The organism is Hyphomonas sp. KY3 (assembly GCF_017309975.1).
GTDB lineage: Bacteria > Pseudomonadota > Alphaproteobacteria > Caulobacterales > Hyphomonadaceae > Hyphomonas.
On record NZ_CP022271.1, the window covers coordinates 39,397 to 53,824 of the forward strand.

Sequence of the window (14,428 nt, forward strand, 5' to 3'; positions counted from 1 at the left end):
GATGTGTATGCGATGGCAATTCTGCCGCGCATGAATAACGCGAACCACAGGAGACCCACCTATGAAACGCCGCAACCAATTGATGATCGCTGCTGGAGTCCTGAGCGCTGCAGGGGCCGCCTTTGCCGGCCAGAAATACGGCCGCAAATTCCTCCGCGAGCGCCGCCAGGATGAAAGCAACACGCAAGCCACGAACGGCGCAGACACATCCAGCCAGTTCCGCCAGCACAAGGGTGTCTCCAGCCCTCATGGCGACCCGGTCACCGCGCACTGATAGGCCAGACCGGCAGATGAAACAGGGGCCGCAGCCTATGCGGCCCTTTTTCATGCATGCCATCCTGACAAGGGTTTCACTCAAGTCGCTGCGCCTCCTGTGCTATACTCCCTTCATGGCGGGCTTCCGCCCGCCCTCGCATCACAAAGCAAGGGAGACACGATATGAATCTTTCCAAAACCATGCGCCGGGCCGCCGACGCGGCCGCAACGCACCCGAAAGAAACCTTCCTGCGTCAGGGCATGCGCCATGCGCGTCTCGGCGATAGCGAGTTTGATCGCGCCCCCGATGCGCCCGCGCTCTCGGACATCGCCCATGCCCTGCGCACACGCCGCATGATGCCGCCCGTGCTGGGCCGTCGCTAGGTGACATCGCGGAACCGGCAGGCGGTCGCGCGCATTGATAGGGTAATCCCACACGCACAAGGAGCTCGCCCATGAAACTCTGGAAACAAGCCGCCATCGCCGCCGCAACCGCCGCCCTCACGGCTGGCGCTGGGCAAGTCGCCAAACGCGCGGCCCTGAACTTCATGGGCCGCCGCTCCCATAATGGCCCGCGCCTTATTCCGGCGGTGTCCGAACACGTCACCAGCGTGGCCAACAAGCCACGGCGCGCGGTGCGCTGAGCCCCCCTGTAATAACGACAACAGACCGGTCCCCCAACAGGGCCGGTCCTTTTTGTCCGCCCCCATCCTGTCGCTTAGCAGGGTCTTAACGGGACCGGCGCAATTTACGCGCCCAGTGAGCGGCAATCTTAACAGCGTTCTGCGAAAGGTCTCGTGTGGGAGGGGCGCTGTTGCGGATGCCTGATAGAAATATTGCCTGGGCCATACGGCTCGGCGTGCTGGTCACGCTTCTGGTCTTGATGTGCGTTGTCACGCCCGTCTATCTCTGGATCCAGGCCTATGGCTCGATCAGCGGCCCGGCGGCGATGGCATTTGCCACGATCCTGCCTTTGATCATTTGCCCCACGCTCAGCTTCATCATGCTGCGCACCCGGCTCAGGATCTATCGTCTGGCCGAACAGAATTACAAGATCGCGCACAAGGACGAGCTGACCGGCCTGCCCAATCGCCGCGCCTTTTTCGAGGCCGCGCGCCAGCTCCAGACCCGCGCGCATTTCGTCGGGCGGCCCTTCTTCTGTGCCATTGCCGACATCGACAATTTCAAGCGCGTGAATGATTCCCACGGCCATGATGTGGGCGACCATGTCCTGCGAGAGATCGCGGTCAGGCTGAACGCAAAAGTGCCAGAGGATTGCCTTGTCGCCCGTCTGGGCGGGGAAGAGTTTTCCATTGCGGGCATGTTCTCCAGCGAAGTCGTGGCCTATCGCGCGCTCGGTCGGCTGGTGCGGGATGTGGCCGCCGAACCGATCCAGACTCCGATAGGTGAGCTGACCGTCACGATCAGCCTCGGCTATTGCAAGGACCATGACAGCCGCGAAATCTCGACCCTGCTATCGCGCGCCGACAAGGGGCTCTACGCCGCCAAACGCTTCGGCAAGAATCGCGCAATGAGCTTTGACCACCCCGACAGCGACCCGGAAATGTTCGCGGCCTAGGCTGCCTTTCCAAGCGCAGAAGCGTTCCCACATTTCGGCCTCCACTCACCACTTCTCCGGCGCAGGCAGGGGTCTCGCCCGGCTGGCTCCGTCTGGCTTCGGCAGGAGACGCCGGCATGCGCCGAGGATACGGTTCGTGGGATAGAGATCATTCTCCTCCGATGACCCCTGCGCAGGCAGGGGTCCATCTCGGGACTTCTACCCATGCACATGAGGCAGCTTCAGGAGATGGATACCTGCCTTCGCAGGTATCTTCGGGGTGAGGGTTTGGTCTCCAATCCGTCTGAGAACTCCCCGCCCCATACTAAGCATCTGCTCTCACAGGAGCCGGATCAGGTACCGTTCTGGTTGTGGGTTGCAGGGTCAGGAGGGTGCGGGTCGGAGCGACGGTCTGATGCGCGCCTAGGCAGGTCAGGCCAGGGTGAGCCTGCGAAAGCAGGTTGGGAAACCGCCTCGTCCGGTCGCACGGAGCATTATGCTCCCGGATGGGCCATGCGTGGGAAAGCACGGTGGAATCGTTCGCGCGGCACCGGTAACGAAGACCCGGGACCATGGGCCCCCATGAGGGTGCTCGCCGAAATTCCTGTCCGGCGCGGCGGGCGGTAACGCTCCATTCCGTAGCCATTCCAAATCATCAGGCGGAGCGCCACGGCGCCCGCCGCGCCTCGGCTTCGCCAGATGGAGCTGGAACACGAGATACCCGGATGGCGCGCGCCAGTCCGGCTTTGGGTGCTGCCCTCTCCTCCCGATGATACCTGCGCAGGCAGGTATCCATGGACGAACAATTCGGCAGGCGCGAGGGGAGCGGTCTTACCATGCTTACCCGCCTGCGCGAGCATCTCCTGAACTTTGAAATGAGGAGACCTCATTGGTTGAGCGTAAAGAACAAATCCTTCCAGTCCGGATTGGTCTCTTCGATCAGGCGGATCTTCCAGGCGCGTTTCCATTTCTTGATCTGGTATTCGCGGGTCTTGGCACTTTCGCGCGTATCGTGCGCTTCCATCCAGACAAGTCGCTTGATGTCATACTTGCGGGTATGGGCCGCGCCGCGGCCTTCACGATGGGCCAGCACACGGGCCCCAAGATTATCCGTATGGCCCGCATACAATGCGCCATTCTTCCGATTGGCCATGATGTATGTATAGAACGCCACGCGAGCCCCCCCTGAAACCGCAGCGCCTGAACCCTACCTGCCTCAGGCAAAGAGGAAAAGACTTACACCCTCCCTCACCTCCGAAGATACCTGCGCAGGCAGGTATCCATCACCGGGCGCTGCCTCATGCGTCGTGTGGACAGGTTCCGAGATGGCCCCCTGCCTCCGCAGGGGGCTGCGGCAAGTGGGGGACGATGGGGAGAAGGCAATGCAATGCGAAATTTCAAAAGTGCATGACACTCAATTCGAGGAGTCAAATATTGTAGTTAGAGATGAAAGAAGACTCTGGGCCGGGTATACAGCCATCGTGCCTTCTGAGTTCGCATCTGTAATGAAACCAACTAAGCCCATGTGGCATTGTAGGTCGTCTGATTGATATATGACAAATACTGGAGCGCCGCTAAAGCCATCTGGGTGAGTGTTGATATCACTTAATGAATCAATTGAACGAAAATAGTGCCTATTATCAATCAAGGGCAGCCAATCTTTTGTGGGCTCCAAATGGAGCTGAATATATCTATTTCGCAAGTGTGCCAATGCAGATTCATCTTCAGTCAATTCGTAACCAACTGCCTGCAGGGGATACGCAATTGTAAAATATGCAAAGATCTTCTGTGCGCCTAATGGAGGCACTCCAACGAATTGATCTGAAAAGATCTTTAGGAACCGACTCGATAGTACAGGCAGCAATGACACATCATACTGCCAGAGTCGGATATCTGTTAATGGATCTTTCTTTTCAGAAATGGCTTTGATCGAAAATGTAGACTGAGGAGATAGAAGATCAGTTTTTCGTAGAGCGGAATATACCAAGCAAACATCAGAGTAGTCTCTCTGAGAGTTCTCCAGTTGGTGACCGGTTGCAATCTGGAAAAGCCGGCGACGAAACGATATCAGAAAGCTAGAGCCAAATACCTGAATCGGGAAGTTTGGGTCGTTGTTGTCGAACAACAGGGGCGTAGTGTACTGGATGCAAGTGCTGACCACGTCCTTGGCGGGCACGAGAACGTTGCCTAAACGAACATGCATTTTTGCATTGATTTCGTTCAGCCAATCTAGCCTCAAGGTCACTTTATCTCCCCCAAAACCTCCGCCGCCACAATATCCCCATCATAGAGCGCCCGCCCGAGGATGGACCCCGCAATCGGCGCATCAGCCGCGATCAGGGCGCGGATGTCGTCCACGCTGGCGACGCCGCCGGAGGCGATGATTGGAATGCTGACCGTATTGGCGAGCTCAGCCGTAAACGGAACATTCACGCCGGTCTTCAATCCGTCGCGCCCAATATCGGTGGCGACGATGGCCGCGACGCCGCAGCCTTCAAAGGCTTTGGCAAGTTCGGTCGCCTTCATGTCGCTGGTCTCGGCCCAGCCCTCGACCGCGACCATGCCGTCCTTGGCATCGATGCCGACCACGACCTGCCCGGGCAGGGCGCGGGCGGCTGCCTTGACCAATTCGGGGTCGCGCAGCGCGGCCGTGCCGAGAATGACGCGTGAAATGCCGGCCTCCAGCCAGGCATCGATCTGGGCGCGGGTGCGGATGCCGCCGCCGAGCTGGACCGGCGCGTCGGTGGCCTTCAGGATCGCCTCGACCGCGTCGCGGTTGACCGCCTTGCCTTCAAAGGCGCCGTTCAGGTCGACGACGTGAAGATGCGTGAACCCCGCCTCGCGAAAGGCTTTCGCCTGATCGGCGGGGCTGTCGGAAAACACCGTCGCCTGATCCATCTCACCGCGCAGCAGGCGCACGCACTGGCCGTCTTTCAGGTCGATCGCGGGATAGAGGGTAAAGCTCATATTGTCTCCTTAGCGCTCACCCTGAGCAAAGTCGAAGGAGCGCGCGGGCTGGGAGCGGCTCGCCCTTCGACTTTGCTCAGGGTGAGCCGGGTCATGGGGTCCATGTCAGGAAATTGGAAAGGATGCGCAGGCCGACGCCTTGCGATTTCTCGGGGTGGAATTGCGTGCCGAACAGATTGCCCCGCGCCACTGCTGCGGTGATCGCCTGCGCGCCATAGCTGGCAGTGGCGGCCACATCTGCCGGGTCGGTCACGCTGAACGCATAGGAATGCGTGAAATAGACATGCGGCTCAGCCCCGAGCCCCGCCAGCACCGGGTGCGGCGCGCCGGTATAGCTGAGGCCGTTCCAGCCCATATGCGGCACACGAAAGCCCTCGCCCGGCTGGATGCGGGAAACCTCGCCGCCGATCCATTCGAGCCCCGGCGTCGCGCCGTCTTCACGGCCGGTCTCGGCCAGCAGCTGCATGCCGACACAGATGCCGAGGAAGGGGGTGTTGCCATTCAGGCAGGCGGCTTCCATCGCCTCGACCACGCCCGCCTGCGCCCGCAGGCCCGCTGCGCAATCGGCAAAGTGCCCCACGCCCGGCAACACAACCCGCTCGGCGGCGAGGATGTCTTCGGTGCGGTTCGTGATGCGGATCTCATGCCCGCTGCCGGACAGGCGCGCGGCTTCGCGCAGGGCGCGGCCTGCCGAGTGCAGGTTTCCGGATCCGTAGTCGATAAGGGCAACAAGGCTCATGGCCGCGCTCTTAGCCTCGCCGCGCCCGTGAGGGAAGGGGCAAGCCTCCCTTGCGCCCAGGGGCAAGGTGCCGCAATCTCGACAGGAAACGACCTCACACGGAGCCTGCCCATGCGATCCATCCTGCCCGCCCTGTCCGCCTGCCTGCTCATGGCCTGCGCCGCCACGCCCGCCTGGCCCGATGCAGCCGAGTCTGCTGCGCTGGAAGAGGCGCGCAATCAGGCGGAGCTGACCAGCGAATTGTCGAGCAAGCTCTGGGAATGGGCCGAGGTCGGGTATCAGGAAGAGAAATCCTCCGCCCTGCTCCAGCAGACGCTCGCGGATGAAGGCTTCACGGTCACGCCCGGCGTCGCTGGCATCCCCACCGCCTTCATGGCCGAGTACGGCTCTGGTGGCCCGGTCATCGCCCTGCTCGCGGAAATGGACGCCCTGCCGGGTATCAACCAGGCGGCCTCACCGGATCGCGAAGAAGTCGACGGCAAGGGCGCAGGCCACGCCTGTGGCCACAACCTGTTCGGCGCGGGCTCTGTCTCTGCGGCGGTCGCGATCCGCCACTGGCTGGAAGACACCGGCACGCCGGGTCGCATCCGCGTTTATGGGACGCCCGCAGAAGAGGGGGGCTCTGGCAAGGTCTACATGGTCCGCGCGGGCCTCTTCAACGATGTCGACATTGCCATGCACTGGCATCCTGGCGACCGGAACTCAGCGGCAGCCAATACGTCCCTGGCCAACCGGTCGGCGAAATTCCGCTTCTCCGGGATTTCCGCTCACGCCGCTGGCGCGCCGGAGCGGGGGCGTTCCGCGCTTGATGGCGTCGAGGCGATGAACATGATGGCCAACATGATGCACGAACACATCCCCCAGGATGCGCGCATGCACTATGTCATCACGTCCGGTGGCTCTGCCCCCAATGTCGTGCCGGACTTTGCCGAAGTCTTCTACTATGTCCGCCACCCTTCACCGAAGGGCGTTGAAGCCATCTGGACCCGCCTCGAAGACGCGGCCCGGGGCGCCGCGCTGGGCACGGGCACTGACGTGGAATGGGAAATCATTCACGGCAACAATCCGCTGCTCGTGAATGAGAAACTGGCCCGCATGATGGACGAGAAACTCCGGCTGGTTGGCGGGGTGGACTACACGCCAGCTGAGCGCGAATTTGCCGAGACCATCGCCTCGACCTTTGACAACCCGGCACGCGATATCGCCTCAGCCGCTGAAGTGCAGGATTTCGAAGTCTCCATGGGGTACGGCTCCACCGATGTGGGCGATGTCTCCTACGCGGTCCCGACGGTCGGCCTGCGCACAGCGACTTGGGTGCCGGGCACATCGGCGCATTCCTGGCAGGCAGTTGCGGCCAGTGGCACGTCGATTGGTCATAAGGGCACACAGGTCGCCGCGGAGACGCTGACGCTGGCGGCAGTAGAGCTGTTCACCAATAAAGGCCTGCGTGTTGAAGCCCGCGAGGAATTCGACGCGGCCCGGGGTCCGGATTACGAGTACAAGTCGCTGCTCGGTGACCGTGAGCCGCCGCTTGATTATCGGAAATAAGACCCCTTAGAGGCTACCCTTGGTGCTCGCCGGCTTGCCGCCCAGTTTCGGGTCGACCGCAATTGCCGCGCGAAGCGCCCGGGCGGTGGCCTTGAAGCAGGACTCGGCTATGTGGTGGCAGTTCTCGCCATAGAGGTTCTCTATGTGCAGGCACATGCCACCATTTCCGGCCAGGGCATGAAAGAACTCCTTGAAGAGTTCGGTGTCCATTTCACCGATCTTGTCGCGACTGAAATCCACTTTCCAGATCAGGTAAGGCCGCTTGCATAGGTCCAGCGCGGCGCGGGACAGCGTCTCATCCATCGGCACATAGGCGTGGCCAAATCGCGTGATTCCTGCAAAGTCGCCAAGCGCCTTCATGATCGCCTGTCCGATAACAATTCCTGTATCTTCAACGCTGTGGTGCATGTCGATATGAAGATCGCCCTTGCACCGCACAGTCAGGTCGATAGCCGAATGCTTGGAGAAGCTCTCCAGCATATGATCGAAAAAGCCGATCCCGGTTTCGATGTCGGACTTTCCAGTGCCATCCAGATCAACGGTTACCGAGATATCGGTTTCCTTGGTGGTACGGGTAACGGTGGCGGTACGATTATTGGTCATCTAGGCCCATATAGTGGTTTGAATGTCTTACAGCTAGCGCGTTTTGTTCACTGATTCCTAAACATATTCCGGAAAACATAGTTACCGCACACATAGGTGGCGAGTGGTGAGGAATATCTAAGCGTGGACAAACAGAGTTTCATCTCGAGACTTCTGGGCCGGATGACCATTCCCCGGTTTGCCGCGTGGTGCGCAGCGGTCGCAACGATTATCATTTTTGTCGGCGTATGGACGATTGAGCAGGCCTATGGTGCGCTCATCGAAGGTAAAGCATGGACAGACATGTCTTTGCCGATCTGGGCGATCATGCTGTTGCTGCTGTCTTCATCGGTCGTGGCCGCCATTACAGCCTGGTTTTTTGCCCGGGAATTCCAGAACGTCCTGGTTGATTTCACGCGATATCTTGAAGTGGCGCAGGTTGATCCGTCGGCGCGCTTGTCCAATGTTTCGTTTGTCGAGCTCCGCCGGTTGCGGTCGGTTGTCATCCGATCGGTCGGCAAGTTGCGGCGCGACAATGATGCGCTTCGACGCACGGCCTACGAAGATCCGCGCACGAGTATGCCAAACCTGATTGCGCTGGAAGAACACATAACCAAGACCCTGCCCCGCGCAAAATACGAAACGCCCGCCGCGCTCATCGTCCTTGATCTCGATAATTTCACGCGGGCTTCCGAGCGACTTGGTGCGCTTGCGAGCGAAGCCGTCCTGAAGGCGTGTGGACAGCGTATGACGAATGCGCTCGACTCGCTCGAGGGTCCGGTTCGCGCCGGGCTGAACAACTCCATGCTGGCCGCGATGCAGGCCGACAGTTTCGCCTTGTACCTTCCAAGCGCGGTCAGCCGCGACTACGTCTCGAACATTGCACGCGCTATTCGGCTCGCCTTTGCGGATCCTTTCATCGTGTCCGGACAGTCTGTAACGCTGGGCATTTCTGGCGGTATCGTCATCGCGCCCGAAGACGCCGATACGATGCACAAATTGTTTCGTCACGCAGAGCTTGCCCTGCGCCAGGTTCGTACCGACACCGGATCCGGCTTCCGTTACTTCTCACCACGCCTGAACCGTGTTGCGCGTGGCAAGTATATGCTGGAAGCTGAACTGCGCGACGCAGTCGCCAATCGTGAGTTCAAGACGCATTTCCAGCCCAAGATCGATTTTCAGACCGGCCAAGTCGTCGGTGCCGAGGCATTGGCTCGTTGGGTCCGACCGAACGGGAAGATCATATCTCCGAACACATTTATTCCGCTGGCAGAAGAAACCGGACTCGTGACCCAAATCGGGGAACAGGTTCTTGAAGCGGCTTGCGAATCCGCCCGCATCTGGATGCAGGAAGGCTTCAACGCAACGGTCGCGGTAAACGTGTCACCGCGCCAGTTTCAGTCCAGTGATCTGACAGAAACCGTTCTGGCGATCCTCAAGCGTACTGGCTTGCCACCGAACCGCTTGGAGCTTGAGATCACGGAAAGCATGGCCGTGTCCGAACCTGAAAAGGTTGCGCGGGTGATGCGCCCTCTACGGAGCCTTGGGACAAAACTGGCGATTGATGATTTTGGAACGGGGCATTCCAACTTGTCCATTCTGACCCAGCTGCCGTTTGACGTTTTCAAGATCGACCGCCAGTTCGTCTCTGCGCTTGAATCGGACGAGCAAGCTCCCGCGATCATTGAAATGATTCTGGCCATGGCCGAAACGCTAGGGCTGAATACGGTTGCGGAAGGTGTTGAAACTGAGCGTCAGGCAGACTTCCTGCGTCGGCGCGGCTGCTCGATGGCCCAAGGCTTTCTGTACAGCGCAGGTCTGCCACATGAGGCCTTCATGGATTTCATTCGGGGCTGGAGTAGCAAGAGTGAGGCATCGCGCCTTAAGGTCGGCTAACGCGCAGGATTGCGACGGTACACATTGACGATTGCGTCCTTGTATTCCGCCTGCTGCCAAAACTCATAGCCGCATTTGTCAGCGACTCGTTGGGACCCGGCATTGTCCGGATCAATGATGCAGACGCTTTGCCCCGGGCGATTCTCATCGAGCCAATCATGCATCGCGCCAACGGCTTCGCTGGCGTAACCCTTTCCCCAAGCGACTTCCGCAAAGACCCAGCCGGCTTCTGGCCATTCAGACAAGTCCGGCGTCATGCCGCGCATAAAGTCTGCGAATCCGCCTTCACCGATGAAAGCGCCTGTCTCACGATCCTCGATTGCCCAGGAGCTATACCCCAGCAGGTCCCACATTCCGCGATTGCGGCAGATGGTAAACCAGGCTTCCTGACGTGATCGCGGAGTTCCGCCTATATGTTGGGTCACTGATGGAGACCCCCACATGGCTGCAGATGGCTCGAAGTGACGGGTCTCGTGGGGACAGAGTACCAATCGATCGGTGATGATGACAGGCAGGGTCATGACAGTTGCCGCCTCAGGCCTTTTGCTTCATCTTTTCCAGCATCGCCCCCATGGCCGCATGCACAGCTTGCATGCCCTTCAGTGGTCGAACCATAACTTTGAAGTCTTCAATCTGTCCGTCAGGGTTCCAGGCGATCATATCGACTCCATTGACAAGCACGCCATCCATTTCGCATTCAAACTCAAGGACCGCCTTGTCGCCGCAATCGAATACGCGCGTGTAGCGGAACGTGTCGCCGCCCAGCGTTTGTCCGGCAGCGGTCAAGTAGGCCATCGTGATTGGCTTGCCCTCCTGCGGTGTATGCACAACCGGACTCTTGAAGACCACATTGTCAGCGAGTTGGACAGACAGACCAGCAGGTGAATGGTCACCATTCATCCAATCAAACCAGCGTTGCAGGTTTGGGCTATGGCCCGTCATGGCGATAAGGTGTTCAGCCATCGGATTTCCTCTCGATTATTCTTGCATTGCGGTGACCGGTTTTCCGATCAGGTAATCGCCCGGATCATTGAAACAGCTCCCGCGAAGTGCGACCCAGCCGCCAGGAAAGTCTGGCTCCGTGAACACGATGTCCACGCGGCCCCAATTATAGTGGGATTCCCCCGTTGCCGGATCGGTGACGGCAACATCACAGAGCTCGATCCCCGGACTTTCCGCCTCAATCCATATGCCGGCATAGGCGGTTCGGCCCTCATAGACGCCTGCCAGATCCTTGATGTAGACGGTGCCGCGCTCGGTCAGGCCCGGATAAGACCAGACGGCCCAGCCGTCATCGGTCTCATCCTCGTAGACGACGTCACCAATCGGTGTGGACCAGACTTCATCTGCGATAGCAGACAGGCCTATCAAGCTCAGACCCAGCAAGGCCGTAATGGATTTCCGCATCACTGATACTCCCTCTTCCAAGGGAAACCCTATCACGCAATTGCTCGGCGTGAAGAGGGATCAGGTCGCGTATGCGGCGGCTAGCTCGGGATCTTTCGAAGCGACGAGGTCTGCCAGGTCGGAAATCACCTTGGCCTGTTTCCAGGTCGCATCGTCCTGCATCTTGCCATCAATCATGGCCACACCAGAGCCATCCGGCATGGCATCAAGGATCTTGCGCGCGAATTTCACCTCGTTTGGGTCGGGGCTGAAGACCTTTTTGGCGATGGCGATCTGGTTCGGGTGAAGGCTCCACGTGCCTGAGCAACCCAGCAGGAAGGCATTGCGGAATTGCTGTTCGCAGGCGTCAAGATCGGCAATATCGCCAAACGGACCATAGAAGGCGTTGATCCCTGCCATCCGGCAGGCATCAACCATACGGGCGATCGTATAGTGCCAAGGATCCTGCTGGGCTGAGTCGCGTGGGCTGCCATCTTCATTCGGATCGTCGATTACGCGGTAGAAGGGATGGCCACCCCCGACGCGAGTGGTCTTCATCTTGCGGTCCGCAGCCAGGTCTGCCGGGCCCAGGCTGATACCCTGCATGCGCGGACTGGCCAGTGCGATTTCTTCTACGCGTGCCATCCCCTGGGCCGTTTCAAGAATGGCGTGGAACAGGATCGGCCGCGTGAGACCCGCCGTTGCCTCCAATTGTGCAACATATTGATCGGCGAAATGGATGTCCCATGGACCTTCGACCTTTGGCAGCATGATCACGTCCAGCTGATGACCGGCTTTTAGAACCAGTTCACTCACATCTTCCTGAAACCACGGGGAGTTCAGCGGGTTCACGCGGCTCCAGAAGCCCGTTCCCTTGCCTTGCCAATCGTACATGGACGCCATTTCGATAGCGCCGGCGCGAGCAGCATCCTTGGCGTCAGCGGGGATGGCATCCTCAAGATTTGCGAGCATCACATCCACGCCTTCGGCCATGGTCGGCACCTTGGCCCGGACCTTGTCCAGATGCGGCGGGACAAAATGGATCATCCGCTCCAGCCTGATGGGCAGGTCGTGCATCGGGGCGGGCGCACCGATGGCCAGGGGCTTGAAGAAGTCTCTTGGTGTTTTCGTGCTCATGCGTTCCTCCTTGTTGCGGCGCAACATAGAGGGCGGTTGTGCCGCGTCAATCAGACAGAAAGGCTCAGGCCGGTGATTCGACGACAGAGAGATTCATGCTGAAGGAGCGACGCTCGCCCGGCGACTTGAACGGATAGACACTTTGAAACATGTAGGATGGAAATATATAGAAATCCCCGACGCGTGGGCGGATCATGAAGTTCGATACCGAGTAATGGGTGTCGGTGCCGTGCGCGAACTGAAGATGTCCGTGAGAAGGATGATGGTCGAGGTCGTCCTCGGCCCATTCCTGATCAATCCCGTCCGGCAGTTTCAGATAACCGACGCATGAGAGCGCGCATCCGGTATGGATGTGGAGCGGGTTATACTCATGTGCATACTGGCGGACGAACCATCCGGCCATGACGTTCAGCTCAAAGCGCTTGGTCGTATGGTCATAGTCGCCGAATGAACCACGGCGGCTGGCGCGAATATGGTACTCGATCAGCGCGTTGCCGAGCGCAGCGGCGGTGGCGTCCACGAGGGATTTGGGAAAACGGAGTTCCTGCCGGACCTTGCCCACAAGGCTGCCCGAATGATCTTCCAGCTGTTCACTCATAGAGGCGTTCAGATGGGCGACCAGCGCAGGCGGTATGCGGACATAGCCCATCATGGGGTCAAAGGGCGTAAAGAATTCCTTCTCGCCAGAAGGCGTGAATATGGCCGACACAGCGGACTCCCGTCGCGCGGCCGCACACCTCACCCGGTGCGGTCGTTACTATACTTGATGGAAACGCCCTCAGCGGGTGTCTAAACCCGCAGCTGAACCGGGGTCAACGTCGATCTCGGGAAAAGTCGAAATCATTTGTGGAACGCCAGGCAGGGAACTTTCACCTGTTCCGGGCGTTGCAGGGGTAGCTTATCCAAAAAGGAAACCCTGCATGTCCCTGCTCATAATCCTACTCACAATATTTCTCCCACCTGTCGCAGTTGCGATCAAGGAAGGCATTGGGCTTCAATTCCTGCTCAACGTGCTACTGACACTGATTGGCTGGCTGCCCGGCGTTGTTCATGCCTTTTGGGTCGCGTCGCGCGGATCCGCTACGGCCGCCTGATCACTCTTCTGCCGAGGCGGTTTCTACGTCGGGCCGCGATGCCCGGCGGAACACCGCTACGGTAAGAGCTGCGACTCCGATCGCGGTGACAACCTCCCCGCCTATGATGACGTTCAGTCCTGCATGAAGCTCGGACAGGATAGCCCAAGTCGCTGTCATGAAGGTGATCGCGGCGATTTCCGAGATCAGGATGGTTGGAATAAGAGCATTCAGAAAGCGTTTCATCTGAGACGTCCATACAAAAGCATTGCGAACTCGCGTCGTCATATATCGGCATGACTCCCGGTTTCAGCAATGCTGAAAACTTTTTCTCGTGCTAAATCTTTCTGGCCAAGGGGTGCGCTGTTTCGAGAAGCTCCGCGAGCTCGTCCGTCAGGACGTGCGTGTAGATTTGTGTCGTCGCGATATCGGCATGGCCCAGCAATGTCTGGACGCTTCTCAGATCGGCGCCACCCATGAGCAGGTGAGTTGCATAAGCGTGCCGCAACGCGTGCGGGTGGACTCTATCCGGGCGGATACCGGCTTTCAGTGCCAAGGCTTCGAGCAACTGTCCGAGGCGGCGCCGGGTGAGATGTCCTGATTTTCCTCGCGACGGAAACACAAAGGGTTCAGCTCGGCTCCTTGTAAGTGAGGCTTCCGGCAAGTGATCTTCGCGTACTTTCAGCCAATCTGTAAGCCCGCGCAAAGCGGGGCGCCCCAGTGGGCACAACCTTTCCTTGCCGCCTTTGCCGCGAACAATCACATCCGTTGTGACCCAGCGGGCTTCCTTGCGCCTCGGCAATTGGCCGAGTTTGAGAGAGACAAGTTCTGTTGCCCGCAGGCCCGCCCCATAGAGCAGCTCCACAAGACATTTCAGCCTCAAATCGTCGCCGCAGCAATCCAGCAGACGAGCCATCTCTTCGCGAGACAGGACATCGGGCACGTCCCGGCCGGGCTTTGGGCCGTCAATCTTCGCGGTGGGATCATCCTTGCGGTCTCCTTCCTCAAACAGGAAGCGAAAGAAGCGTCGGACCGCGGACAGCTTTCTGGCTTGCGACGATGGAGCCATGCCTCGCTTGGACAAATCTCTCAGCCAGCCTGAAATTTCACTTCCTTCAGCATCACATAACCCGCCACCACAAAATTCGGATGCGTCCAGCAAGTCCCGTCCATAGGCGTCCAGCGTATTTGCGGATGAGCCGCGCTCTGCAGACATCATTTCAAGGAAGGCTTCGATGCGCGCGCGGTCAGACATTGCCCGACCTTGGCGCGCCGCGCCTAAAATTG

19 protein-coding genes are annotated in these 14,428 nt (G+C 59.3%); 7 read left to right on the forward strand and 12 right to left on the reverse strand.

The genetic code is table 11. The annotated features are described in order from the left end of the window. Nucleotides 1-61: 61 nt before the first annotated feature. The 4 genes from CFA77_RS00200 (at nucleotide 62) to CFA77_RS00215 (ending at nucleotide 1,834) form a co-directional block, all read left to right on the forward strand. Nucleotides 62-274 (forward strand): hypothetical protein, encoded by a 213-nt coding sequence (locus CFA77_RS00200; protein WP_206991745.1) that lies wholly within the window; start codon nucleotides 62-64, stop codon nucleotides 272-274. Between the two features lie 164 nt (nucleotides 275-438). Further along, a complete protein-coding gene (locus tag CFA77_RS00205; protein ID WP_206991746.1) occupies nucleotides 439-639 on the forward strand; it encodes a hypothetical protein in 201 nt (66 codons plus the stop codon). 71 nt (nucleotides 640-710) lie between these two features. Next, entirely contained in the window at nucleotides 711-899 is a 189-nt protein-coding gene (locus CFA77_RS00210) for a hypothetical protein (RefSeq protein ID WP_034813151.1), read from the forward strand. Nucleotides 900-1,075: 176 nt separating this feature from the next. Next, the gene (locus CFA77_RS00215) at nucleotides 1,076-1,834 is read left to right on the forward strand and encodes a GGDEF domain-containing protein (RefSeq protein ID WP_051607648.1); all 759 of its coding nucleotides are present in this window, start codon (nucleotides 1,076-1,078) and stop codon (nucleotides 1,832-1,834) included. An 865-nt stretch (nucleotides 1,835-2,699) separates the two neighbouring features. Here the strand turns inward: CFA77_RS00215 and CFA77_RS00220 are convergent. The 4 genes from CFA77_RS00220 to hisH all read right to left on the reverse strand — a co-directional run bounded on the left by CFA77_RS00220 (nucleotide 2,700) and on the right by hisH (nucleotide 5,519). Next, nucleotides 2,700-2,987, reverse strand: coding sequence for a GIY-YIG nuclease family protein (locus CFA77_RS00220; RefSeq protein ID WP_242517429.1), 288 nt, complete (start codon nucleotides 2,985-2,987; stop codon nucleotides 2,700-2,702). Nucleotides 2,988-3,227: 240 nt separating this feature from the next. Then, nucleotides 3,228-4,058 carry a hypothetical protein gene (locus tag CFA77_RS00225; protein ID WP_206991747.1) on the reverse strand — a complete coding sequence of 277 codons (831 nt, stop codon included), beginning with the start codon at nucleotides 4,056-4,058 and terminating at the stop codon, nucleotides 3,228-3,230. Then, complete coding sequence (gene hisA / locus CFA77_RS00230; protein WP_206991748.1) at nucleotides 4,055-4,780, reverse strand: 1-(5-phosphoribosyl)-5-[(5-phosphoribosylamino)methylideneamino]imidazole-4-carboxamide isomerase; 726 nt, start codon at nucleotides 4,778-4,780, stop codon at nucleotides 4,055-4,057. The genes CFA77_RS00225 and hisA overlap by 4 nt, the downstream gene beginning before the upstream one ends. Before the next feature lie 91 nt (nucleotides 4,781-4,871). Continuing rightward, the gene (gene hisH, locus CFA77_RS00235; protein WP_206991749.1) at nucleotides 4,872-5,519 is read right to left on the reverse strand and encodes an imidazole glycerol phosphate synthase subunit HisH; all 648 of its coding nucleotides are present in this window, start codon (nucleotides 5,517-5,519) and stop codon (nucleotides 4,872-4,874) included. 111 nt (nucleotides 5,520-5,630) lie between these two features. On the opposite strand from hisH, the gene CFA77_RS00240 reads away from it, so the two are divergent. Beyond that, nucleotides 5,631-7,067: an amidohydrolase gene (locus tag CFA77_RS00240; RefSeq protein ID WP_206991750.1), complete on the forward strand. Its 1,437-nt coding sequence runs from the start codon at nucleotides 5,631-5,633 to the stop codon at nucleotides 7,065-7,067. Between the two features lie 6 nt (nucleotides 7,068-7,073). Here CFA77_RS00240 and hisB read toward each other — a convergent pair whose 3' ends face one another. Next, nucleotides 7,074-7,670 (reverse strand): imidazoleglycerol-phosphate dehydratase HisB, encoded by a 597-nt coding sequence (gene hisB, locus CFA77_RS00245; protein ID WP_206991751.1) that lies wholly within the window; start codon nucleotides 7,668-7,670, stop codon nucleotides 7,074-7,076. Between the two features lie 123 nt (nucleotides 7,671-7,793). Here hisB and CFA77_RS00250 point away from each other — a divergent pair, with 123 nt between their 5' ends. Continuing rightward, the gene (locus CFA77_RS00250) at nucleotides 7,794-9,545 is read left to right on the forward strand and encodes a bifunctional diguanylate cyclase/phosphodiesterase (protein ID WP_206991752.1); all 1,752 of its coding nucleotides are present in this window, start codon (nucleotides 7,794-7,796) and stop codon (nucleotides 9,543-9,545) included. Here CFA77_RS00250 and CFA77_RS00255 read toward each other — a convergent pair. The 5 genes from CFA77_RS00255 to CFA77_RS00275 form a co-directional block, all read right to left on the reverse strand. Then, nucleotides 9,542-10,066, reverse strand: coding sequence for a GNAT family N-acetyltransferase (locus tag CFA77_RS00255; protein WP_206991753.1), 525 nt, complete (start codon nucleotides 10,064-10,066; stop codon nucleotides 9,542-9,544). The two genes, CFA77_RS00250 and CFA77_RS00255, sit on opposite strands and share 4 nt — an antisense overlap. A gap of 13 nt (nucleotides 10,067-10,079) precedes the next feature. Further along, nucleotides 10,080-10,508: a nuclear transport factor 2 family protein gene (locus CFA77_RS00260; RefSeq protein WP_206991754.1), complete on the reverse strand. Its 429-nt coding sequence runs from the start codon at nucleotides 10,506-10,508 to the stop codon at nucleotides 10,080-10,082. 15 nt (nucleotides 10,509-10,523) lie between these two features. After that, nucleotides 10,524-10,952, reverse strand: a complete 429-nt coding sequence (locus CFA77_RS00265) for a hypothetical protein (RefSeq protein WP_206991755.1) — start codon at nucleotides 10,950-10,952, stop codon at nucleotides 10,524-10,526. Nucleotides 10,953-11,012: 60 nt separating this feature from the next. Then, nucleotides 11,013-12,068 carry a CoA ester lyase gene (locus tag CFA77_RS00270; protein WP_206991756.1) on the reverse strand — a complete coding sequence of 352 codons (1,056 nt, stop codon included), beginning with the start codon at nucleotides 12,066-12,068 and terminating at the stop codon, nucleotides 11,013-11,015. A 64-nt stretch (nucleotides 12,069-12,132) separates the two neighbouring features. Next, nucleotides 12,133-12,777 (reverse strand): putative 2OG-Fe(II) oxygenase, encoded by a 645-nt coding sequence (locus CFA77_RS00275; protein WP_206991757.1) that lies wholly within the window; start codon nucleotides 12,775-12,777, stop codon nucleotides 12,133-12,135. A 211-nt stretch (nucleotides 12,778-12,988) separates the two neighbouring features. Between CFA77_RS00275 and CFA77_RS00280 the strand changes: the two genes are divergently transcribed. Beyond that, nucleotides 12,989-13,162, forward strand: a complete 174-nt coding sequence (locus CFA77_RS00280) for a YqaE/Pmp3 family membrane protein (RefSeq protein WP_206991758.1) — start codon at nucleotides 12,989-12,991, stop codon at nucleotides 13,160-13,162. Here the strand turns inward: CFA77_RS00280 and CFA77_RS00285 are convergent, their stop codons facing one another. Both CFA77_RS00285 and CFA77_RS00290 read right to left on the reverse strand, forming a co-directional pair. Beyond that, the gene (locus tag CFA77_RS00285) at nucleotides 13,163-13,387 is read right to left on the reverse strand and encodes a hypothetical protein (RefSeq protein ID WP_206991759.1); all 225 of its coding nucleotides are present in this window, start codon (nucleotides 13,385-13,387) and stop codon (nucleotides 13,163-13,165) included. It lies immediately after the preceding gene. Nucleotides 13,388-13,478: 91 nt separating this feature from the next. Next, complete coding sequence (locus CFA77_RS00290; protein WP_206991760.1) at nucleotides 13,479-14,396, reverse strand: tyrosine recombinase; 918 nt, start codon at nucleotides 14,394-14,396, stop codon at nucleotides 13,479-13,481. Between the last annotated feature and the right edge of the window lie 32 nt (nucleotides 14,397-14,428).